The 24,746-nt window shown below is 33.4% G+C and carries 19 protein-coding genes, 1 rRNA gene and 1 pseudogene; 4 read left to right on the top strand and 17 right to left on the bottom strand.

Annotated elements, in window-relative coordinates; all coding sequences use genetic code 11:
• Positions 1-114: 114 nt before the first annotated feature.
• A pseudogene (locus ACNQGN_RS18260) lies at positions 115-270 on the bottom strand (fasciclin domain-containing protein); the annotation flags it as partial.
• Positions 271-538: 268 nt separating this feature from the next.
• Here ACNQGN_RS18260 and ACNQGN_RS18255 point away from each other — a divergent pair.
• On the top strand, positions 539-928 hold the full coding sequence (locus tag ACNQGN_RS18255; RefSeq protein WP_470303678.1) for a T9SS type A sorting domain-containing protein: 390 nt from the start codon (positions 539-541) through the stop codon (positions 926-928).
• A gap of 145 nt (positions 929-1,073) precedes the next feature.
• Here ACNQGN_RS18255 and ACNQGN_RS18250 read toward each other — a convergent pair whose 3' ends face one another.
• The 13 genes from ACNQGN_RS18250 to ACNQGN_RS18190 all read right to left on the bottom strand — a co-directional run bounded on the left by ACNQGN_RS18250 (position 1,074) and on the right by ACNQGN_RS18190 (position 20,162).
• Positions 1,074-1,709, bottom strand: a complete 636-nt coding sequence (locus ACNQGN_RS18250) for a leucine-rich repeat domain-containing protein (RefSeq protein WP_417989256.1) — start codon at positions 1,707-1,709, stop codon at positions 1,074-1,076.
• Positions 1,710-1,714: 5 nt separating this feature from the next.
• Positions 1,715-2,101, bottom strand: coding sequence for a hypothetical protein (locus ACNQGN_RS18245; protein ID WP_417989255.1), 387 nt, complete (start codon positions 2,099-2,101; stop codon positions 1,715-1,717).
• 180 nt (positions 2,102-2,281) lie between these two features.
• Positions 2,282-4,060 (bottom strand): 30S ribosomal protein S1, encoded by a 1,779-nt coding sequence (gene rpsA / locus ACNQGN_RS18240; RefSeq protein WP_417989254.1) that lies wholly within the window; start codon positions 4,058-4,060, stop codon positions 2,282-2,284.
• Positions 4,061-4,418: 358 nt separating this feature from the next.
• Positions 4,419-5,675 carry a nucleoside permease gene (locus ACNQGN_RS18235; protein WP_417989253.1) on the bottom strand — a complete coding sequence of 419 codons (1,257 nt, stop codon included), beginning with the start codon at positions 5,673-5,675 and terminating at the stop codon, positions 4,419-4,421.
• A gap of 75 nt (positions 5,676-5,750) precedes the next feature.
• Positions 5,751-6,446: a (d)CMP kinase gene (cmk, locus tag ACNQGN_RS18230; protein ID WP_417989252.1), complete on the bottom strand. Its 696-nt coding sequence runs from the start codon at positions 6,444-6,446 to the stop codon at positions 5,751-5,753.
• A gap of 7 nt (positions 6,447-6,453) precedes the next feature.
• Positions 6,454-7,473, bottom strand: coding sequence for a type IX secretion system protein PorQ (gene porQ / locus ACNQGN_RS18225; RefSeq protein WP_417989251.1), 1,020 nt, complete (start codon positions 7,471-7,473; stop codon positions 6,454-6,456).
• Positions 7,474-7,635: 162 nt separating this feature from the next.
• Positions 7,636-10,089 carry an endopeptidase La gene (gene lon / locus ACNQGN_RS18220; RefSeq protein ID WP_417989250.1) on the bottom strand — a complete coding sequence of 818 codons (2,454 nt, stop codon included), beginning with the start codon at positions 10,087-10,089 and terminating at the stop codon, positions 7,636-7,638.
• 260 nt (positions 10,090-10,349) lie between these two features.
• Positions 10,350-11,675, bottom strand: coding sequence for an MFS transporter (locus ACNQGN_RS18215; protein ID WP_417989249.1), 1,326 nt, complete (start codon positions 11,673-11,675; stop codon positions 10,350-10,352).
• A 314-nt stretch (positions 11,676-11,989) separates the two neighbouring features.
• On the bottom strand, positions 11,990-12,805 hold the full coding sequence (locus ACNQGN_RS18210; RefSeq protein WP_417989248.1) for a M48 family metallopeptidase: 816 nt from the start codon (positions 12,803-12,805) through the stop codon (positions 11,990-11,992).
• Positions 12,806-12,891: 86 nt separating this feature from the next.
• Positions 12,892-15,291 (bottom strand): glycoside hydrolase family 31 protein, encoded by a 2,400-nt coding sequence (locus ACNQGN_RS18205; protein WP_417989247.1) that lies wholly within the window; start codon positions 15,289-15,291, stop codon positions 12,892-12,894.
• Between the two features lie 194 nt (positions 15,292-15,485).
• Complete coding sequence (gene glgB, locus ACNQGN_RS18200) at positions 15,486-17,393, bottom strand: 1,4-alpha-glucan branching protein GlgB (protein ID WP_417989246.1); 1,908 nt, start codon at positions 17,391-17,393, stop codon at positions 15,486-15,488.
• A gap of 70 nt (positions 17,394-17,463) precedes the next feature.
• Positions 17,464-18,744, bottom strand: coding sequence for a glucose-1-phosphate adenylyltransferase (locus tag ACNQGN_RS18195; protein ID WP_417989245.1), 1,281 nt, complete (start codon positions 18,742-18,744; stop codon positions 17,464-17,466).
• Positions 18,741-20,162: a glycogen synthase gene (locus ACNQGN_RS18190; protein ID WP_417989244.1), complete on the bottom strand. Its 1,422-nt coding sequence runs from the start codon at positions 20,160-20,162 to the stop codon at positions 18,741-18,743. The genes ACNQGN_RS18195 and ACNQGN_RS18190 overlap by 4 nt, the downstream gene beginning before the upstream one ends.
• Before the next feature lie 191 nt (positions 20,163-20,353).
• Between ACNQGN_RS18190 and ACNQGN_RS18185 the strand changes: the two genes are divergently transcribed.
• The 3 genes from ACNQGN_RS18185 to ACNQGN_RS18175 are packed head-to-tail and all read left to right on the top strand — an operon-like array spanning position 20,354 to position 22,300.
• On the top strand, positions 20,354-21,220 hold the full coding sequence (locus ACNQGN_RS18185; RefSeq protein ID WP_417989243.1) for an alpha/beta hydrolase: 867 nt from the start codon (positions 20,354-20,356) through the stop codon (positions 21,218-21,220).
• A gap of 41 nt (positions 21,221-21,261) precedes the next feature.
• Entirely contained in the window at positions 21,262-21,651 is a 390-nt protein-coding gene (msrB, locus tag ACNQGN_RS18180) for a peptide-methionine (R)-S-oxide reductase MsrB (RefSeq protein ID WP_417989242.1), read from the top strand.
• Between the two features lie 4 nt (positions 21,652-21,655).
• Positions 21,656-22,300 carry an endonuclease III domain-containing protein gene (locus ACNQGN_RS18175; protein WP_417989241.1) on the top strand — a complete coding sequence of 215 codons (645 nt, stop codon included), beginning with the start codon at positions 21,656-21,658 and terminating at the stop codon, positions 22,298-22,300.
• Positions 22,301-22,604: 304 nt separating this feature from the next.
• On the opposite strand, the gene ACNQGN_RS18170 is transcribed toward ACNQGN_RS18175, so the two are convergent.
• The 3 genes from ACNQGN_RS18170 to rrf all read right to left on the bottom strand — a co-directional run.
• Complete coding sequence (locus ACNQGN_RS18170; RefSeq protein WP_417989258.1) at positions 22,605-22,856, bottom strand: hypothetical protein; 252 nt, start codon at positions 22,854-22,856, stop codon at positions 22,605-22,607.
• A gap of 311 nt (positions 22,857-23,167) precedes the next feature.
• Positions 23,168-24,235, bottom strand: coding sequence for a DUF6600 domain-containing protein (locus tag ACNQGN_RS18165; RefSeq protein ID WP_417989240.1), 1,068 nt, complete (start codon positions 24,233-24,235; stop codon positions 23,168-23,170).
• Between the two features lie 436 nt (positions 24,236-24,671).
• Positions 24,672-24,746: ribosomal RNA gene (gene rrf / locus ACNQGN_RS18945) — 5S ribosomal RNA — on the bottom strand; the annotation flags it as partial.

Raw genomic sequence — 24,746 nt, 5'->3', positions numbered from 1 at the left:
GTTTTTTGATTCTTCAAAATAATACCCTACTTTTGAATCAAACTATGTATTCATTCTTGCCGAATACTCTGCACTTCCAGTTGCCAAAAACTCTGCATTCTTATTTACCGTTCACAATGTAGTGTGATCTTTAGAATTTACTGCATTTTCAATAATATTTTTAGTCGGATACATAGCAGCTCCTCCAACCATAACACTTTTTTGAGCGAAAGAAGTTGCTCCAAAGACTAATGCAAAAAATGCAATTGATAAAAATTTTCTAGTTTTCATAAAATCTATTTTTTAAAAGTTATATAAATTCATTTACGCTGTCAGTTTGGTTTTGGTTTTAAAAGAACAAAACTTTTTTCCAAACAACTGATAATCATAAAAATATAGAGTGAAATAAATTTAATTGACAAACCCTTTTATAAGATATTTTCAGAAAAAAATAGATTTGATTTATTTGAGTTGAAACAGAAAAGAATCCTCAAAACATTGAAGGTTCGAATTGCAGAACTTAGAAGATCATGACGAAATCATATTATTATAAAAATAAATAGAATCTTTTAAAATTAAGACTAAGCCAACACTCATAGTGAATGATACTTTTGTAAATGATGCAAGTATCTTTTTTGATTATAACTTCCCAATCATAACTAACAAGGTAACTTCAACATTTAAAGCTTTGGGAGCACAAGATTTTGAGTTTTCTAGTTATTTTACCTTATATCCAAATCCTTCTAAATCTGTTTTGAATATTAACTCAAAAGAAGTAATCGAAGTACAATCAATTTCAATTTACAATACTTTAGGACAGTTGATTTTGGCTGTTCCAAATGCTGAGAAAGTTTCAGAAATTGATGTTTCTGGTTTAACAGCAGGAAATTATTTTATTAAAGTAATTTCAGATAGAGGAACTTCAAGTAGAAAGTTTATTAAGAATTAATTAATCAGTAGCAGATAATTAAAAAAAACTATTTCTGATTAAATTTTAAATAGTTTTTTAAGTTATAGCAAATCTGATTCTATATACAGCTATTTTGATTAATAGGAATGTTGCTGTGATTTCCTGCGCAAATACCACTTCTTCTTCATCTACATCTATATTTTAGCTTTGGATTGTTAGCAAATGTTACTCCAGTAGCACGCCCATTTTTAAGAATTATGGATGTAAGCTGATTATTATCTAAATTATAGTTAGCACGATTATCTCCATAAATATCATCCGATAAATCTAGAGTTGACAACAAATTATTAGAGCAATCAAATCTAATAAACTTATAAAATCCTGATTTTATGATAGAATTTAACCGATTATAACCACATTCCAAATAAGAAATATTCGGAGAGTTACTTATGTTAAATGATGTTAGTAAATTACTTGAACATGATAAACTACGAAGATTAGTAAAACCACTAACATTTAACGATGTCAATAAATTATTATCACAAACTAAGTATTCAAGTAATGCTAATCCATTTAGATTCAACGATGTCAATTTATTTCCTGCACAAAGTAAAGACTGAAGGCTTGTTAATTCACTCAAATTCAATTCATTTATATGATTATCAATACATTGTAATTTAGTAAGATTTGTAAGTCCCGTTAAATTAAGTGTCGTTAGCTTATTATTATAACGTTCTAATTCATTGAGTTGGGATAAGCCTTCTATTTTTAATGAAGTTAGTTGATTACCTGTGCAATTTAAAAGATATAAATTCTTCAAACTTCTTAGTCTAGTGACGTTAATAAATTACCATTACATCTTAAATAATTCAAATTCAATAAATTATTAAGATTTAGCGATGTCAGTTTATTATTATTACAATTTAAAAAAAATAAATTCGAAAAATATTCGATACCTGTCAAATCTGAAATATCTGAATAGCTTTCAAGAGTTAATCCATAGATATTCAAAGCTTCACTAACTTCGATTTCACCATTCGAATTTGTATCAATTTTAATAGGATCAAATCTAGAATTATATCCAATTTGACTATACACTCCATCGGATTTTAGTAATTGCGCCTTAAAATTTACATCTGGAATAGAAATAATCTGTGATTTTACAGTTGTTAAAAAACATAAAGAAATAAGTAAAAAGTAGCTTTTTTTCATATTTATGATTATTAGATTTGTAAATATAAATCATTAAATGATTTAATATTTTTTTTCTTACAAAAATATATACTTTACAATCTTATAAAAATCACTTTAAATTGCTACATAGAAAACTATTAACAAAAAGAAAGCTCCGCAAAATTGCGGAGCTTTCTATATTCAAAAAATTTTAAGAAATTATTTTTTCTCTGATTTTTCCATTTTAGCTTTCAATGCAGCTAACATATCATTGTTATCACCTAAAGTTGCAGCTGGTGCATTTGTAGATGAATTAGATGAAGTGTTTTCAGAAACTGCTTTCACATTTTTCTCTTCTTCTTCACGGAAGATAGCAGTGTGAGAAGCAACTACTCTTTTGAATTCTTTGTTGAATTCAATTACTTTGAAATCAGCTGAATCACCTTTTTTCAATTTCTTTCCGTCTTCTTTTTCAAGGTGACGTGTAGGAATGAAAGCAACGATATCATCACCGAATTCTACAGTAGCCCCTTTGTCAACGATTTCAGAAATTTCACCTGTATGGATAGTTCCAACTGCGAAAGAATCTTCATATTGATCCCAAGGATTAGCAGTAGTTTGTTTGTGACCTAAAGATAATTTACGTCCTTCAACATCTAATTCTAATACAACTACATCAAGTTTTTCACCAACATTTACAAATTCAGATGGGTGTTTGATTTTCTTAGTCCAAGATAAGTCAGAGATGTAGATTAATCCATCAATTCCTTCTTCTAATTCTACGAAAATTCCAAAGTTTGTAAAGTTTCTAACGATACCTGTATGTTTAGAACCTACTGGGTATTTAGCAGTGATATCAGTCCAAGGATCTTGAGACAATTGTTTGATACCTAATGACATTTTACGATCATCTCTATCTAAAGTCAAGATAACAGCTTCAACAACATCACCTACTTTTACGAAATCTTGAGCAGAACGTAAATGAGTAGACCAAGACATTTCAGAAACGTGGATTAAACCTTCAACACCTTCAGCAACTTCGATGAAAGCACCGTAATCAGCGATTACAACTACTTTACCTTTTACTTTGTCTCCAATAGCTAATTTAGCATCAAGAGCATCCCAAGGGTGAGCGTTTAATTGTTTCAATCCTAATTGAATTCTTGTTTTCTCATCATCGAAATCAAGGATTACAACATTTAATTTTTGATCTAATTCAAGAACTTCACTTGGGTGGTTAATACGACTCCAAGAAAGGTCAGTAATGTGAATTAATCCATCAACACCACCTAAGTCAATAAACACACCATAAGAAGTAATGTTTTTAACAACACCTTCTAATACTTGTCCTTTTTGTAATTGACCGATGATTTCTTTTTTCTGGATTTCAATATCCGCTTCAATAAGCGCTTTATGAGAAACAACAACATTTTTGAATTCGTGGTTAATTTTTACCACTTTGAATTCCATCATTTTGTTTACATATACATCGTAGTCTCTAATTGGCTTAACATCAATTTGAGATCCTGGTAAGAAAGCTTCAATTCCGAAAACATCAACGATCATACCACCTTTAGTTCTGCATTTTACAAAACCATTAACGATTTCTCCTGTTTCGTTTGCAGAAATAACTCTATCCCATGATTTGATAGTACGTGCTTTTCTGTGAGACAACACTAATTGACCAGTTTTATCCTCACGGATGTCAATTAATACTTCTACAGTATCACCTACTTTTAAGGCTGGGTTGTAACGGAATTCGTTCAATGAAATAACACCTTCCGATTTTGCGTTGATATCAACGATAACGTCTCTATCTGTAATTCTAACAACTACACCATCTACAACTTCTTCTTGATCAGTAGCGATAAATGTTTTTGAAACTAGTTCTTCGAATTCTAATAAGTTTTTCTCATCAACTGCATCAATACCTTCTTCGAAATTGTGCCAGTTAAAATTTGCTAAAAACTCTTCTTGTGATTTTACTTGTTCAGACATGCTGATTAAAAATTTGTATTCTGTATTCTCTCGAGTTTCTTAATGTGATAGAAAACAACAGAAGTTGTTTGTATAATTAGTTGATACCTAAAGGAAACTCTTATTCACCAAAAGGACTGCAAAAGTAACACATTTATCTTAAATAGCAAAATTTTACGGACAAGATAATAGATTGAGAATCAGTAGTGAGTTATCCAGCAATTTTTTGATACAAAGTTTAAGCTATCACCTTTATCTCCACTCCGCTTCGAGGATATCAAACCCATCGTGGCTCCTTCGATGTTAAACTGTTTTTCGCATAAAAAAACCGCCTAATTTCATAGAAAAAAAGGCGGGTTTGGTTACTATAAAAAACAACTTAGTGACTGAATTTTTCCAATGCTTTTGGATCATGATTGTATTTGAAAACAAACGGAAAAATAATCGCCAGCACCAAAGCATAAGTGGCAAAAGTTATCCAAATATTCTGCCATTCTTTACTTCCATCTGCCAAGGTGAAGTATTTTTGGATAATATAACCACTGGTAAAACTTCCGATTAATGCTCCAAAACCATTCACCATCATCATAAACAATCCCTGCGCACTTCCTCTAATTTTTGAATCTGTTTGCGTCTCCACAAACAAAGAACCTGAGATGTTAAAAAAGTCAAATGCCATTCCGTATACAATACAAGACATAATAATCATCCAAAGACCATCAGTAGGATTTCCAAAAGCAAATAATCCAAAACGTAAAACCCATGCCAGCATGCTGAATAACATCACATATTTAATTCCAAATTTCCTAAGAAAAAAGGGAATCGCTAATATAAACAGTGTTTCTGACACTTGTGAAATCGACATGATTATAGCAGGATATTTCACTGCTATTGTATTTTTATAAGCGTCAACAGTAGCAAAATCATGAATATAAGTATCTCCATAAGCATTTGTCAATTGCAAAGCAGCGCCCAATAACATCGAAAAGATAAAGAAAATGGCAAATTTTCGTTTTTTGAATAATTCAAAGGCATTCAATCCCAAAACCTGCGTAAAAGAAGCCCCTTTTTCCCCTTTACACATAGGAGGACATTTAGGAAGAGTGAATGCATAAGCTCCTAATAGAAATGAAACAATTCCGGCAATATAAAATTGATTGGCGGAAGTCTCATTATGCGTTAAACTTACCACCCAAAGCGCCACAATAAAACCTATTGTTCCCCAAATCCTAATAGGTGGATAATCTTTCACCACATCCATTTCTTTTGCAATTAATGCATTATAAGCCACTGTTATCGACAAGGAAATAGTTGGCATATAAAAAAACATATTCACTAGCATCACCCAAAAAAATGTAGTAGGATTATCGACTTGTGGCAAATAAAATAAAGCTGCAGCTCCAAGAAAATGAAGCAAGCCATATAATTTTTCTGCATTCATAAATCGATCCGAAATTATTCCTGTTAAAGCCGGCATAAAAACAGATGAAATTCCCATTGTCGAAAATATGATTCCAAACTCTGTTCCCGACCAATGTTTATTATTAAACCAATATGCACCAATAGTTAACAACCATGAACCCCAAATAAAAAATTGAAGAAAGTTCATTAAAACCAATCTGTTTTTAATTCCCATATAGTGAATTGTTTTTTTAGCTTAAAAATGTAATAAGGGCGTAAATCTAATATTAAAAAAGAGATCTACAAAAGTTTACAACGCTTTAATAATTTCACTTACCAAATCTAAAACAACTTTAAATTGTTCTTCTCGGGTAAGATGCGAATTATCAATTTCTACAGCATCATCAGCCATAACCAAAGGAGAATCCTTTCTGTGTGTATCAATATAATCTCGCTCTTCTACATTTTTAAGCACTTCTTCAAAAGTGACATTGTCTCCTTTTTGTATCAATTCATCATAGCGCCTTTGTGCTCTGGTGGTTGCACTTGCAGTCATAAATATTTTAAGTTCGGCACCTGGAAAAACGACGGTCCCAATATCCCTACCGTCCATAACAATCCCTTTATCTTTTCCCATTTCTTTTTGCTGCTCCACTAACTTAGCACGTACCTCAGATACTTCAGCTACTTTGCTTACAAAATTAGAAACAGCAATAGTTCTGATTTCTTTTTCAATATTTACATCATTCAAATACATTTCCGCAAAACCCAAATCAGCATTAAATTTGAATTGCAATCTAATATTTGGTAAACTGTTAATTAATGTTTCCTTATCAAAAAAATCAGCATTTATGTACCCGTTTTGCATCGCAAAAAATGCAACAGCGCGATACATTGCCCCAGTATCAACATAAATATATCCCAAATGATTGGACAGTTGCTTTGCTAGAGTACTTTTTCCTGTGGACGAGAATCCGTCTATTGCTATGGTAATTTTTTTTTCCAAAATAATATTATTGTAAGTTAATAGTTAAGCCAAATAAACTCGTATTACCCGCCAATGAATATCTGGAATACGAATAATTAAATTTTAATTTATTGAATTTTAATCCAAACCCAAGTGAAACTCCCGAAAAATTGCGTTGTTCCAAAATTCGTAATTCTTCTGCTCTGCGAAAATTATATCCTAATCGAATATTAAACGATTTTTTTGGAAAAAGCTCTACTCCCATAATTACATGTCGCAGTGCATTATTTATAACTGTTACTTTCTCATTAGTGGAACTTCCATCAATCGACGATTCTGCTCTTTCAGGATTAGCAAAAGCAATATTCCACTGTTGCAAATTTTCTAATGTAAGGTGCCAGCGGATTGGTACATTCTCTAATTCTTGTGAAACACCCGCTATAATTTCTAAGGGTAATTTTTCGTTTGTACCATTATAGGTGGTAAATTGAGTTCCAATATTTCGTATTACCAAACCCCAATTTACATCATTTTTTTCATCAATGAAAAGAGCACCGATATCAATCGCACCGCCAAAAGAGCTATAACTTTCTAAGTTTGAAGAAATCAATTTTGCATTTGCACCTATATGAATCGCTGTATTAGGAATAGTATATGCATACCCAAATGAAAGTGCTATTTCGCTTCCTGTAAAAGAGGCCGTGGGTTGACCATTTTCATCATAACCATCAAAATTACCATAATTTACATAATTGATACCCGCTTGAAAAGTTTGCAAATGACGGTCATAGGTGTACGCGTAAGAAGCCGTTCCATAAGATACTTCTTTGTAATAACTTCCATAATTCAAAGCCAAGTGGTTGTCCATTTCTGTATTTATGGTCCCAGGATTAAAATGAGCCTGGTTTACATCATCATCATAAATTGTAATCACTTTACCCCCTAAAGCGGCTTGTCTCGGCGAAGTGATCAAATTCAAAAACTGATACGTATACTTACCTCCTATTTGACTGTAAGACACAGAACAAATGAAACAGAAGGAATATAATAAAAGTTTTCTCGGCATGCTTAAAATCGCAGTTTATGTAAGGTAAAACGCAGATGCGAAGATAAAATTATAAATACAATAAACAGCAAATTTCAAACCCGGAATTAAAATAAAAATTCCAAATTCCAAACCTGTATATTAGATTTTGAATTTGGAATTTTTAAATTAAAAATTATTTTTTTATTTTAAATCCTTTGCATTTTTAACTTTCTGATCTGTCAAGGCGTATTTAAGCACTTCGCTCATTTCCTTAACATAATGAAAAGTCAGACCTTCAAGATATTCGGGCTTTATTTCATCAATATCACTTTTATTTTCTTGACACAGAATAATTTCCTTGATATTAGCTCTCTTAGCAGCCAAAATCTTTTCTTTTATTCCTCCAACTGGTAAAACTTTTCCTCTCAAGGTAATTTCTCCTGTCATTGCCAAGTTTTTCTTCACACGCTTTTGTGTTAATAGCGAAACTAATGAAGTCAGCATCGCAATCCCGGCACTAGGACCGTCTTTTGGGGTAGCTCCTTCCGGAACGTGTAAATGGATATTATATTTAGAAAGTATCTCTGAATCTAATCCTAAAAGTTTAGCGTTAGCCTTGATGTATTCTAAAGCAATTGTTGCAGATTCTTTCATTACCGTCCCCAGATTTCCAGTAATGGTCATCCCTCCTTTTCCCGGAGAAAGTAAAGATTCAATAAAAAGAATATCCCCACCAACAGAAGTCCAAGCTAAACCAGTCACCACACCGGCAACATCATTATTCTCGTATTTGTCTCTTTCTAATCTTGGAACACCCAATGACTTTATGATATCTCCATCAGTCACTTTTTTATTATATTCTTCTTCCATTGCAACAGATTTTGCTGCGTTACGAATCACTTGTGCAATTTTTGCTTCTAAGCCACGAACGCCAGATTCCCGTGTATATCCTTCTACAATTTTTTCCAGCTGCTTTTTTCCAATTGTTAAATCTTTGGTTGTTAAACCATGTTCTTTCAATTGTCTTGGAAACAAATGCTGACGAGCGATTTCTACCTTTTCTTCAATAGTATATCCTGACATTTTGATAATTTCCATTCTATCTTTCAACGCCGGTTGAATAGCAGCCATATTATTAGAAGTAGCAATAAACATGACTTTAGATAAATCATAACCCATTTCCAGGAAATTATCATAAAAAGAATTATTTTGCTCCGGATCTAAAACTTCTAATAATGCCGAAGACGGATCTCCTTGATTACTATTTGATAATTTATCTATTTCATCCAAAACAAATACAGGATTTGATGTTCCTGCTTTCTTCAAGCTTTGAATAATTCTTCCCGGCATAGCACCTATATAGGTTTTTCTGTGTCCACGAATCTCCGCTTCATCACGTAAACCACCTAATGAAATTCTAACATATTTTCTACCCAATGCTTCTGCAATAGATCTACCAATAGATGTTTTCCCAACTCCCGGAGGTCCTGTCAAACAGATTATTGGTGATTTCATATCATTTCGCAATTTTAAAACTGCCAAATGTTCAATCATTCTTTTCTTTACATCTTCTAACCCAAAGTGATCTCTATCTAGGATTTTTTGAGCCCTTTTCAAATCAAAATCATCTTTAGAATATTCATTCCAAGGCAGTTCCAAAAACAACTCCAAGTAGTTCCTTTGAATACCAAAATCAGGTGCTTGAGGATTCATTCGACGCATCTTGGATAATTCCTTCTCAAAGTGTTTTTTCGTTTTTTCGTCCCATTTCTTAGTCAAAGACTTTTGTAACATCTCATCCATTTCCTCTTCCTGCGAAACACCACCCAACTCTTCCTGGATAGTTTTCATTTGCTGGTGAAGGAAATATTCCCGTTGTTGCTGGTCTAAATCAAATCGAACTTTCGATTGAATATCATTTTTTAACTCGAGTTTTTGCAACTCAACATTCATATAACGTAATGTCTCTAAAGCTCTAACTTTTAATTCATTAATAGCTAACAAATCTTGCTTTTCTTTAACCGTTAAGTTCATGTTAGAAGTAACGAAATTGATTAAAAAAGATTGACTTTCAATATTTTTAATCGCGAATGTAGCCTCCGTAGGAATGTTTGGGCTTTCTTTTATAATTTGAATCGCTAATTCTTTCACAGAATCAAGAATCGCAATAAACTCCGTGTCATGCTTTCCTGGTCTTTTTTCCGGAACTTCCTTAATTTTTGCAGTTAAATATGGACTTTCAGCAATTACAGAATCAATTTCAAAGCGCTTTTTGCCCTGAAGTATAACTGTCACGTTACCATCAGGCATTTTTAAAACCCTTAAAATTCTAGCTACAGTACCTATATGATGAATATCTTCCGGAGTTGGATCTTCGTCTTGCTCATTTTTTTGAGCTACAACACCAATGATTTTACCAGCTGCATTTGCATCATTAATTAATTTTATTGATTTATCACGTCCGGCAGTAATTGGGATCACTACACCCGGAAACAAAACCATGTTGCGCAATGGCAAAATAGCTAATGATTCAGGCAATGCTTCGTTATTCATTTCCTCCTCGTCTTCAGGAGTCAATAGTGGTATTAAATCTGCTTCAGAATCAAATTCCTGCAGTGACAGATTGTCAATAGTAAGTATTTTATGATTTGACATATATTATTTAAGTCTTTTTGTCATTAAAAAATTTAATTTACCAAGCAAATATAAACTATCATACTGGTAATTTAAATAAAATCGATGTATGACATGATTAATTAGCTTGACACTAAAAGAGTCAATCATTATGCCAAAGTGAAAGTAAAATCGATAACTTCTTCTTACAAATAAAGAAAAAATTTATAATTTATAAATAAGAAAATACCTGTTTTTAGTAAGTGTAAAAAAATAAAAAAAGAAGACTATTTTGTATTTTATTAATTTAATACCTCTCTTTTTGGAACTCTCCTGAGTAATAGAACGCCAACAACAAAAAACACTCCAAGAAATACAATTGCTAATCGCGGACTTCCTGTAATTTGGTCAATAATTCCATAAACCAACATCCCAATGACTATTCCTATTTTTTCGGAAACATCATAAAAACTAAAAAATGAAGCGGTATCCTCCGTTTCAGGCAATAATTTAGAATAAGTTGAGCGTGATAAAGCCTGAATCCCTCCCATCACAAGCCCCACCAAACCGGCCATAATATAAAAATGTATCGGCAAGGTTATAAAATAAGCTGCTGCACATAATAAAACCCAAAAACAATTAATCACAATTAGCGTAGGAATATTTCCGAATTTTTCTGATGCTTTTGAAGTGAATATTGCACCAATAATAGCTACTAACTGAATCAATAAGATACAAATAATTAAACCTGTTGTACTTTCACTTTTCGATGCCCATGCAATTTCTTGTGCACCAAAATAAGTAGCGATAAGCATTACGGTCTGAACAGCCATACTGTAAACAAAGAAACTAATCAGGTATTTTTTTAAAGCAACGTTATGACCAAGTAAATACCATACTTTCTTCAATTCTCTGAATCCATTGAAAATTAGAGCTTTTGTTACTTTTCGCTCTGCATCTCTACTTCCTTTTGGGAGGTAATAATAGGTATATTGACTAAAAATTATCCACCAGATACCCACCATTATAAAAGAATATCGCATTGCTTTCATTGCTGCCTCACCTTTAGTTCCAGTAATACCAAAAATGTCCGGCATCATAATCATTCCTAAATTGATTATCAACAATATTACACTCCCTATATAACCATAAGAATATCCTTTGGCACTGGTTTCATCTTGTTGTTCTACAAAGGCAATATCCGGCAAATAGGAATTGTAAAACACCAAACTTCCCCAAAAACCGATTAAACCTAAAAAATAAAACAATAAGCTTATATAAATATTTTCCAAACTAAACCAATACAATCCTACGCAGGATAAGGCTCCCAAATAACAAAAAAACTTCATAAAAGATTTTTTATTACCCACATAATCTGAGATACCAGATAATAATGGAGAAATTAATGCAACTATCAAAAAAGAAAAAGCGGTAACAAAACTAATCAACGCAGAATTTTTAACACTAAAACCAAAAACTGATATATAATGATTTCTGTCTGAAAATAATGCATCATAAAAAATTGGAAAAACTGCAGAGGTAATTACTAACGGATAAACGGAATTCGCCCAATCATAAAAAGCCCAAGCGTTTAATAATTTTTTATTTCCTTTTTGTAAATCTGCCATGGTTCTTTTTTTATGCTACGAATTTATTTATTTTTTGTTTAGAATTAGCCAAAAAATGATAATTTGCTTTTAATAAATCGTTACTGATTAATAATCAACGTTATGTTATTATGAAAAAAAACGATTGCGTAGGTAAGGGATTACTCTTTTGGCCTTTCCATTGTAATAGTTTTCTGTCCGCCAGAACGGCATTACTTCGGATCTGCTAGAGAAAAGACAATCTTATATACACTAAAATAGGCTACTCTCTTTGGAGAATAGCCTATTAAAATCGTGATCAAACCTTCGAAGTTATAATATCAAAATACGAAGTATTATCTGTAAATAACCCCAACTTTTGCCGCTAATGCTTTTGCTTCAGGTATTAATGCTTTCAAATTTGCAATCCTGGTAGCATCCGATGGATGCGTACTTAAGAATTCCGGAGGCGACTGTCCTGTAGACTGCGCAGCCATTCTTTGCCAAAAAATTACAGAATCATCCGCATTGTATCCAGCAATTGCCATAAGCGTAAGTCCGATTTTATCAGCTTCAGTCTCATGATTTCTACTAAATGGAAGCATAACACCCACTTGTGAGCCTAAGCCGTAATATTGTTGCCACATCTGTTGTTTTTCTTCACTTTGACTACCGGTTGCAACTGCAACTCCTACAGCTCCTAATTGTTGCAATTGAGCAGCACTCATTCTTTGAGCTCCGTGATTTGCTAATGCATGCGAAACTTCATGTCCCATTACAGTAGCTAAACCAGCATCATCTTTAGTTATTGGTAGTATTCCTGAGTAAACAACAATTTTTCCACCAGGCATACACCAGGCATTAACTTCTTTACTATCAATTAATTTATATTCCCAGCGATAATCATTCAAATATTGTGATTGCCCTAAATAGGTTAAATATTTTTCTGCAGCTGCTTTGATTCTCACGCCAACGGTCTCTACTCTTCTTGCATCAGCAGTCCCTACAATAACTTTATTTTCTTTTAAAAAAGTCCCGTATTGTTGAAAAGATGATGGAAACAACTCACTGTTAGAAACAAAATTCAAGCTTTTTTTTCCTGTAAGAGGATTGGTTGCACAAGAGTACAATAATCCCATTGCGAAAATTCCTAGTAATAAGTTCTTTTTCATATATTTTTATATTAAGTTTAAAACAAAAATACAACTATTATGAATTTTTTATTTACATAATTAAATTTAAATGTATCAACTTTTTGTTATTCACCTATTACATGTAATTCTGTAAATTCCTTACCTACAACTAAATAACCTTCACTTTCGAAAGCTTTTTGATCAAATACAACTATCTCATTATCAATTTCAATCTCCTTAACTTTAAATGGCAATCCAACTAGATTAATTTTATACTTCGAATAATTGGTGTCATATTTTCCTTCTTTATGCAACTGGATGATTAGCTCTTTTTCCTTACCTATTGTTTGAAATGACTGAAAGCTATATCTTCCTTTTTTATAATCATATCCGTCTTGAGCATCCTCATAAACCACTGACTTTTCTTTCCCTTCTTTGTAGTAGACATCCAATGTCAATTCGTCAAATTCCAATTCTCCGACATATTGCTGAACAGGGTATTTTGGAATTACTGCCCCTGCTTTTACAAAAAGAGGAATTTGGTCGAATTTACAATCTACCCAAATTTCTTTCCCACCTTTAACTTCTTCATTGGTCCAATAATTATACCATTGTCCACGCGGAATATACATTCTTCTGCCTAAAGAATTAGGTTCTAAAATAGGGCAAACTAAAATTTGGTTTCCAAAAACAAACTCATCATTTCTGTAGTGCGTCTGAATATCTTCTTGATCATAATAAACCAAAGGTTTCAACATAGGAATTCCCTCTTCAATGTACTGCCAAAACATAGTATACAGGTAGGGTAATAATTGATATCGCAAATTGACAAATTTTCTGGTGATATCAATCACTTCTTCATCAAATGCCCATGGTTCCTGATCGCCGTGATCACCTGAAGAGTGCGTTCTGCAAAAAGGATGGAAAACCCCTAATTGAATCCAACGGGCATATAACTCCCCGGAAGGTTGTTCCGCAAAACCTCCAATATCCGATCCAGTGAAACCCATTCCCGAAATGGACATTCGTTGCACTTGAATGTTGGCTATCCATAAATGTTCCCATGTAGCAACATTATCACCTGTCCAAGAAGAGGTGTATCGCTGTGCCCCCGCATACGCAGATCTCGTAATAACAAAAGGTCTTTTTGGATAAGCGAATCGTTTTACACCATGATACGTTGCCCTTGCCATTTGCGTTCCATAGATGTTATGTGCTTTTCTATGACTACAGGGATTCCCATCGTAATCATGTCTTACGTCCATCGGAAATGTTTTATTAGGAACCTCCATAACAGCAGGTTCATTCATATCATTCCACACTCCTTTTACTCCAATCTCAGAAATCAATTCTTTAAACAATCCAGCCCACCATTCTCTTACTGCTGGATTCGTATAATCAGGAAAATTACATTCTCCAGGCCATACTTTTCCTTTCATATAAGGACCATCGGCTCTTTTGCAGAAGTAATCATTCTTTAATGCTTCTTTATATACAGAGTATTCCTTGTCTATTTTTATTCCCGGATCAATGATTACAACTGTTTTGAAACCATCTTCGGCCAATTCAGCAACCATTCTTTTTGGGTCTGGAAAATATTCTTTGTTCCAAGTGAAACATCTAAAACCTTCCATATAATCAATATCCAAATACAGTGCATCACATGGAATCCTTAATTCTCTAAATTTAGCAGCAACTTCTTTTAAATTACTTTCAGGATAATAGCTCCATTTACATTGATGGTACCCCAAGGCCCAAAGAGGTGGCAATTCTGGCTTACCGGTCAAATCAGTATAAGTGGTAACTACGTCTTGCATTTGCGGTCCATAAATGAAATAATAGTTCATTTCTCCACCTTCAGCCCAATAACTGGTTACATTTCTTCTTTCATGACAAAAATCAAAATAGGTTCTGAAAGTATTGTCAAAGAAAATTCCGTAAGATTGTTTGTTTTGCAATCCAATATAAAACGGAACAACTTTGTATAACGGTTCTTGGTCTTTTTGAAATGCATATTGATCCGTAGCAAAATTCTCTAATCTTTTTCCTTTCAAATTTAATTGAGTTGCTTTATCTCCAAGTCCATAAAAGCATTCACCATCTTTTGAAGCTTTGCTCATTTTCACGATATTGCCACCATATTCATAGCTTTCCTCCCAATGAAAACCTAATTCGTCTTCTAAAATAACATTTTCATCCAAATCAAAAATAGACAATCTCATATCTGCTTTTTGAATCCTACATTGTACTTTACTAGTTTTTATCTGATAATAATCTTCTACTTCAGAAACCTCAAGAAAGTTATACCCATGAGAATGACTTTTGTCGATAGCATAGGAAAAATCGTTACTAAAATATCCTTTTGTAGTAAATCTGAAACGTATTAAACTATCTCTTAATACCGTTACTTTTAAAATAACACTATTATCTGTATGAAAACATACCGAATCTACTTCATGCTCAAAAGCAACAATTTTTGTGGGATATAAATCTCCTTTATATTCTAATTCTGTATTTGTAATCATTTTTTATGGTATTAATTTTAATCTTTTTTGGAACTCAAACATACGAAAATACTTTGTAAACAGGTATTTATCTGAGGTTTATTCGCGAAAACGTTATCGTTTATAACTATCCTAATATCAAAATCACATTGCTAATTATCTATAAATTAAAGAATCATTAGCAATGTATATTTGATAATACAAACAATATTTATTTATGAAATTTTTAAAACAGTAACACTTAAAGGTGGTAAAAGCAATTCAGCTGAATAGTCCCTTCCGTCATAAGGCAAGGATTCTATTGCAATTTTTTTAAGATTGGAAACGCCGCTTCCTCCATAATTTGCTGCATCACTATTGAAAATTTCTGCTAACTTACCTTTTCTTGGTAAACCAATACGATAATTGGGACGAACTACCTGAGTAAAATTGCAAACTACAATAACATCATCTTTTTGATTATTCCCTTTTCGAATAAAAGACATCACTGCATTTTGATGATCTGAATAATTAATCCATTCAAATCCTTCCGGACTGAATTGTTTTTCATGTAACGCCGGTTGCGTTTTATACAATGCATTCAAATCAGTAATCAATTTTTTTACGCCTTCATGGTATGGATATTGCAACAAATGCCAATCTAAACTTCCTTCAAAGTTCCACTCGCTACTTTGTCCAAATTCACTTCCCATAAACAACAGCTTAGTTCCAGGGTGCATGAACATATAACCATACAATAGTCTCAAATTCGCGAACTTTTGCCATTCATCGCCTGGCATCCTCCCTGCAATTGATTTTTTTCCATAAACTACTTCATCGTGCGAAAGTGGCAACATAAAATTTTCGGAAAAGGTATAGGTCATCGAAAAAGTCAAATCGTTTTGATGGTATTTTCTATATACAGTATCCTTTTGAAAATACTCTAAAGTATCGTGCATCCATCCCATCATCCATTTCATCCCAAATCCTAGTCCTCCAACAGATGTAGGTCTGGAAACCATAGGAAAGGAAGTACTTTCCTCTGCAATAGTTTGTACTCCTTCATAATTCAAATACACCGCTTCATTAAATTCCTTTAAAAAGCTTATAGTATCAAGATTTTCTCTGCCTCCGTAAATATTTGGTTCCCATTCCCCTTCATTTCTGGAATAATCCAGATACAACATGGAAGCAACCGCATCAACACGCAAAGCATCAGCATGATAATGCTGCAACCAAAACAACGCATTACTAATCAAAAATGAACGGACTTCATTTCGTCCATAATTAAAAACTAAACTTTTCCAATCTGGATGATATCCTTTTCTACGATCAGGATGCTCAAAAAGATTTGATCCATCAAAAAATCCTAAACCATGGGCATCATCTGGAAAATGAGAAGGTACCCAATCCAGAATTACTCCAATTCCTGCTTCGTGCAATTTGTCTACCAAATGCATAAAATCCTGAGGGTTTCCGAAACGGGATGTTGGTGCAAAATAGCCTACTAATTGATATCCCCAAGACGGATCGTAAGGATACTCCATAATAGGCATGAACTCAACATGAGTAAAACCAGTTTCTTTTACATAATTTACCAAATCTTCGGCAAATTCGAGGTAAGTCAAAAAACGATTTTCTTCGCCATGACGCTTCCATGAACCCAAATGCACTTCATATACAGAATAGGGTTTGTCTAAACCATTATGATTTTGACGCGTTTCCATCCAGTTTTTATCTTTCCATTTATAATCTAAATCCCAGACAACCGAAGCTGTATGCGGTGGTTTTTCACAGTAAAAAGCAAAAGGATCTGCTTTTTCAGTAATAATTCCGCCATTAGAAGACTGTATTTTATATTTATAGGTAGCTCCTTTTTTAATGTTCGGAATAAATCCTTCCCAGATACCAGAGGAATCCCAACGTACTTTCAACAAATGTTCTCCTTGTGTCCAGAAATTGAAATCTCCAACCACAGACACTGAATGTGCTGTGGGAGCCCAAACTGCAAAGTAAACACCATCGGCTCCATCAACCGTTATAAGATGTGCTCCTAGTTTTTCGTAGAGTCGGAAATGTTTCCCAGCTTTAAATAAATCAATATCAAAATCTGTAAAAAGGGAATGCGAGATAACTTTACTCATATAACAATTGTATAATTCTATTTCTTTTAAAAAAACAGAATATTAGTTTAAGAAAAAACAGTTTTTAAATTTACTTTATAATATAATTATCCGGTATAACTACTCCTTTTTTTATAACAACAATCCCATCCTTTATAGCATACAATTCGTTAGAAAAATCTTCTAAATGACTGCCTCCATCTATATAAACATCATTACCAATTCTGCAGTTTTTATCTACAAGAGCATTTTTTATAAAACACCTTTCTCCAATGCCTATCAATTGTTTGTTGTTTTTAATGTCTTCATTCATATCATCAATATTCTGATAGAAATCATTCCCCATTACATAACAATTTTGAATTATAGTCCCCTCGCCTATTCTGGATCGAATACCAATCACAGAATGGTTTATCTCTTTCGCATTCAAAATACAACCTTCGGAAATTAAAGATTTATCAATGGTCGTTTTTTGAAATTTTGATGGTGGTAATAGTCTTGGTCTAGTATATATTTTATTATCGTTATCGAATAAATTAAACTTCGGTAAATCTTCCGTTAGTCCAATATTAGCCTCAAAAAAGGAATCAATATTACCGATATCAGTCCAATATCCTTCATATTGGTAACTTAATATCTTTTTATGCCCTACAGCTTGTGGAATAATTTCTTTACCAAAATCTTTAGTTTCCTTATTGGACATTATATCAACCAACAGTTTTTTGTTGAATATGTAGATCCCCATCGAAGCCAAATAATGTTTTCCTTCACTCTTCATTTGCTCGCTCACATCCGATTCCCAATCAGGCAACAACTCTTTTGCAGGTTTCTCAATGAAAGATTCAATACAGCTTTCGGAGTTTGTTTTTAATATTCCAAATTCAGGAGCATCTTTTGCATTTACCGGTAGAGTAGCAATCGTAATATCAGCTTCTCTTTTAATATGTTCTTCCAGCATATCGTTAAAATCCATTTGATACAATTGATCTCCCGATAGTATTAATGCATAATCAAAATCATGGTTTAAGAAATGAGGCATACACTGTCTTACAGCATCTGCAGTTCCTTGAAACCAAGTCGGATTATCAGGAGTTTGTTCCGCAGCAAGAATATCAACAAATGCATGGCTAAAAATACTAAAGTTATACGTGTTTTTAATATGTGCATTTAAAGAAGCTGAGTTGAATTGTGTCAAAACAAACATTCTGTAAATATCTGAATTCATACAATTTGAAATGGGAATATCGACCAATCTATACTTTCCTCCTATCGGTACAGCTGGCTTAGATCTTGTTTCTGTCAATGGGTATAATCTGGATCCTTGTCCTCCACCTAAAATAATTGCAATAACATTTTTCTTTTTAGCTTTCATTTCTTCTTAATTATTAAGTTGTACATTTCTATATATTCTTGACAGACTCTTTCCCAGGAATGATCTGTGCTCATTCCTATTTTTCTGATTTTATTCAAGTGTTTTTTATCGTCGTATAAATCCACAGCCCTTATAATCGAGTAACAAATATCTCCTACTGTTGCCTGATCATGACAAATCCCATTTCCATCATCACCAAAATCAATAACAGTGTCTTTCAATCCTCCTGTTCTTCTTACAATAGGAATTGTTCCATAACGCAACGAGTACATTTGGTTCAAACCACAAGGCTCTACTCTTGAAGGCATCAATAAAAAATCAGAACCCGCATAAATCAAATGGGCTAACTCTTCATTATACCCAATGAAGGTATTGTAATTGCCTTTATAATCCGCTAACAAGCTATTGAGTTGATTTTCAATAGTTGGATTTCCTGAACCCAAAACCAAAATATTAATTTGTTTATAATTTTCTGACAATGCCAGTGCTGCAGCATGTGGTAATAAGTCACCACCTTTTTCTTCTAATAATCTTCCAATAAAACTGAATAATGGTTTTGTTGGATCTAAATTGAAAAGGTTACATAATTTTTCTTTATTTTCCTGTTTACCATTTTCGAAGTTTTTAATCGAATAGTTCTTTTCAAGCATATTATCTTTGGCCGGATCCCATACTTCTACATCAATCCCATTCAAAATTCCTCTGGATTTATACCGTACAAGATTAAACAGGGATTCAAGTCCATTCGCAGAATAATTGATTTCATTCAGATAATTAGGAGAAACTGTTGTTACTGCCCACGCACATTTAATACCTACAGCGAGTGAATTGACACACTTATCCCATTCTAAAACATTAACATGAGCCAAGTCGAACTCCGGTAAGTAATGCAATTTATCAAACCCAAACTGTCCTTGATACAATCCATTATGAATGGTAATCATAGAAGGCGTATTTCGTAGCTTTTCATATTTATAACAATACAACATCATAAAAGGAATCACACCCGTGTGATGATCATGACAATTGATTACATCTGGAACTTCATGCCTACCTATTATCCAATCTAAAGAGGCAATTTGGAAAGACAAAAACCTTTCGATATCATCCTCATATCCATAGACTTCTTTTCTATCAAATAATTCTGGTATTTCTACCAAATACAATTCAAATCCTAGCTTATCCGTTTTTTCTTTTAGAACACTAAAAGGAAAATTAAAATTACCCAATTTTACATGCCCCCAATGTACACATTCAAACTCATTTTCGTTTCTGAACTTTGAATCATAACAAGGTATTACAACTCTTACAAGATGTCCTGCATTATTTTGATATTTTGGCAATGCACCTACAACATCGGCTAAACCGCCAACTTTTGCTACTGGATAACACTCTGCGCTTATATGAAATATTTCCATTTATGAAATTTTGTTGTTTTTCAGTTATTTATAATGCTAGTCAAGTATTTTTTGTTAACAATTCTAAATATTTATTATTTCAGTCTTTTATGTTAATACCATTTAAAACTTTATAAAAAATACTACTTTTATGTTTTTCTAAATTTAGTAAAAAAAAATTAACATAATAACTCGCATGAAAATTTAGTGAAATGACAAAAAAAACTTCTATTCATACAGAATCATTGAAAATTCCTAAGATTATCTTATTAACTAGTAAATTAATCTCTTTTATTTCGCCAAAACTGGTAACATTATTTGCGGCTAAACTATTTACTACACCTATAAAACATAAAATTCCAAAAAGAGAATTAGAAATGGATCGCAATAGCATCCAAAAATTAATCAATATACCGGCAATTGATAAAGAGGTAGTTTTATACCAGTATGGAAAAAGTGAAAAGAAAGTTTTACTAGTCCATGGCTGGTCAGGACGCGGCACACAATTATTCAAGATCGCGGATGAATTACTAAAAGAAGGATATTCAACGGTTAGTTTTGATGCACCTGCGCATGGAAAATCGCCTGGAAAGACTACCATTATGATTGACTTTATTGCTGCGATTTTAGAGATAGACGATCAATTTGGTCCTTTTGAAGCTGCAATTGGCCACTCTTTAGGTGGAATGTCAGTGTTGAATGCGATAAAAAAAGGATTAAAAGTTAATCGTGCAGTAGTTATCGGAAGTGGTGATATCGTGCAGGACATCATGGATGATTTTGTGGCAAAATTAGAACTAAAGCCGAATGTAAGCACTTATTTATCTTCGTTTTTCGAAGATAAATACGGAGAAAAAATGAATAGTTTTTCTGCTTTTTTGGCTGCAAAAGAAACGGATATTCCCGTTTTGGTTATTCATGATAACAATGACCCAGAAGTCCCGGTAAAAGCGGGAATACACATTCATAAATACCTAAAAAACGGGGAGTTACTTTTAACGGAGGGGTTAGGGCATAGAAAAATTCTAGGCAATCATAAAGTAATTGAAAAAACAGTTCAATTTATTCAAAATAAATAGCTGTATTACAACGTTATACAAAAAATAAAAACTGTAAAATCATGAAATATCCTATCGAAAAAACAGAGCAGGAATGGAAAGAACAATTAGGAGCGGAACGCTATAGAATTCTTCGTCAAAAAGGGACCGAATATCCTCATACCGGAACCTACAACTTGCACTATGAAAAAGGAACGTATTGTTGTGGTGCTTGTGGAAAACCATTGTTTGAAAGCAATTCCAAGTTTGATGCAAATTGCGGTTGGCCTTCTTTTGATGAATCAATTCCTGGAAAAGTAGACTACATTTCAGATGTTACGCACGGTATGAAACGTACGGAAATTCTGTGTGCAAATTGTGGAGGCCACCTTGGACATGTTTTTGATGACGGACCTACAAAAACGGGACAACGGTACTGTGTGAACTCCTTGTCGGTAGACTTTAAAGAATAATGCTATGGATTTATTTGGAAACAGATCGGAGTGGGCTAAAAAATTAGAACCCATTCTAACAAAATACAAAGGAAGAAAGCATCCTTTAGATCATCATAATTTGTACCAGCTTTTAGTAATGGTGGTGCTATCAGCTCAAGACTCTGATGCCCATATAAATAAGATTGCTCCTGGCTTATTTGAAGCTTATCCGAATATGGAAAGTTTGGCAGTATCGAATCTAGATGCATTAATTCCCTATATCTCTAATGTGAGGAATTTTGGCAATAAAGGTAAATGGTTATTGGAAATTGCTCAAACCGTCCAAAAAGACGAAAAAATTCCGCTCACTATGGAGGATTTAGTTGCTCTAAAAGGTATTGGACGAAAATCTGCCAATGTAATTATGCGTGAAGCAAAAGTTCCTGCTGAAGGAATTATAGCCGATTTACATGTTATTCGGGTTGCCCCGAGAATTGGAATAATCACAGAAACTAAAGATGGAATTAAAGCCGAAAAACAACTCATGCAGGTGCTGCCAAGAGAAATTTGGGGAGAAATTGGAATGGCAATTTCTTTTCTGGGAAGAGAAATTTGTCGGCCAACTCCTAAATGCCCGGAATGTCCGATTAACTCTATTTGTGAGTATTATCGAGAACATTATCAATAGTACTTGGAGCAAGAGCTTTCCAAAGATCCAAGCCACCTATTCATTTCAAGTCTTAGTCTCGCTTAGCCTACAAATTAAGCGAACCGTTGGTCTAACGGATATAGTCGCTCCAATTAATATCAATCTATCACATATAATCCCACTCAAATAAAGCAATAGGATATTTTAATGAAAGACGATAACTCTCTCATAATAATAATAATAATAATAATAATAATAATAGCCATCATGAACGCGGATTATACCGATATGCATTCCTGCTTTTTTCAATTTTTACATAGAGGCTAATTTTTTCAAACACCGTTTACCGCCATCTACCCGGTACCCATCGATAACCACGTCTCGATTCATTCCAACGACCCGGTTCATAATTACGGCCTTTCCGTGGCAATGTCCAATTACCATCTGAATGTCTATAAGACCGTGTTCTATTATTCCAATACCAATTGCCCTCTATCCAAATATAACTCCCACCGGGACGGGCTGGTATGTAAACGTCTTCGTACACAGGTACAACGGAAACATATCCCGCTGAACAGGCACTGAACAATGCCATGATTCCTACCAAACTGATTAAATAAACTAATTTTTTCATGTTTCTAAATTTTAGTAAATTAATATAGTTTAGATTTTTACTTCAATCACTTATGCCTTTACATTTTTCAAAATTCAAACTATTCTGTTTTGTTCTTATCTTTCTTTAGCGAAAAACTATAGAGCAATCATTGCTTTCCTGATAACTCCTCTAAACAGGACAATTTTCCTTTAAACCCTGCGCTTCAATTCCCATCTATTTCAATATCCACTTTTCAATATCCACTTTTCAATATCCCAATCATGAGCTATTAACATTGAAGAATTAAGTACCTAATTTTGTTTTTGTTTTCCTTTCACATCATTTCGTTGCTGTCTGATTTGTTGCTCTTTCGTTTGTTGATTATTGTGTTGTTGCATAACACGCTGCTCTTTGGCTTGGCGTTCCATTTGCTGCTGTCTGATCTGCTGCTCTTTGGCTTGCTGATTACTACGTTCTTGTCTAATCTGCTGTTCTTTGGATGGCTGATTATTGCGTTGTTGTCTAATCTGCTTATCTTTAGACTGCTGATCTTCTCTTTGTTGGCGAAGTTGCTGCTGTTTTGTTGGCTGGCTTTCATTCCCTCTTTGTGTTCCAATATTTCTTTGCGCAGTTGGTTTAACATCTTTCAATCGCGTCACTTTAGACGGTGCAGGTGTTCTATCGGTAGTCCTATTTTTTCTAACCTGCGGTTTATATATTCCAAGTTCTCTATTGCTAAGACTTTGACCTGGTCTATTCCTTTCCCTTATAGTTACCGGCGAGATTTTACTATTACTTCGCCTTTGCACATCAACTCTACTAGGTCCGGCATTATATCTTACACGGGTTGAATTATCACGATAAATATTATTTATCACCGTGGAATTATTAATAATCGTAACGTTTCTAGACGAAGGAATATGATAATTATAAATATTAGTTCTTCCAAAATCCCTGTCTCTTACAAATATCCACTGATTATATGGCAAACGATATCCACTACTATACGCAATAGTAATGCTAATACCCGGACCTATTGGTGCCCATCCGTAATAATCATCAGATGCCCTCCAAGTAACCCATCCAGGACCCCACTCGTAACCTGGCACCCATATCCATCCATAATAAGGGTCATAAAACCAGCGCCCATAGTGAAAAGGTGCCCAGCCCCAGGAATAATTAGAAACCCATGTCCAACCGACATTGGTAAATACCCAATGACCGTTAGTGCCATACGGAATAAACGCATCGGATACATTAGGTACCCAAACATATCCGTACTCTGGATTATTTACCCAATAACCATACGGGCTTAAATTATCATAAAAAAGTTGGAAGTTAATGGATACCTGTGCAGTTACTTTTTGCGGTATGATCAATGGAATTAAATTGATAGCAAGGAACAGAATGAAAATTTTTACCGCTGTTTTCATAACCGTCTAGTTTTAATTATTAATGGATTTAAAAAATCACAATAAAAAAACTTAATACATTAAAGATAAGCACTTTACACTTAAATATAGTTAAAAAATTTTTAAATTAATCTTTAACTTCACATCATTTTTAGGATTGATCCTTAATTTTTGCTTCCCCACAGGTTTTAGGATTGATCCATTTTTAGCAAGCTATATTTGGAAAATATTGTAGTGTAAAACGTTATATACAACTGTTCTGTAATTCGTTTATTATCTAATACTGGTATATAGATATAATCGAGAAGATTTACACAACACATCTTATAGATTACCCGTTTTTTTTACGCCCATATCAAACACAAAAAAATCCTCATCAAATGAATGATGAGGATTCTTTAAAGAAAGGCGACGACATACTCTCCCACATAACTGCAGTACCATCTGCGCAGGCGGGCTTAACTACTCTGTTCGGGAT

Source organism: Flavobacterium rhamnosi, assembly GCF_048286515.1.
Lineage (GTDB): Bacteria > Bacteroidota > Bacteroidia > Flavobacteriales > Flavobacteriaceae > Flavobacterium.
The sequence above is the reverse complement of the archived record's forward strand: the minus strand, read 5'-3'. Positions and strand labels throughout refer to the sequence as shown.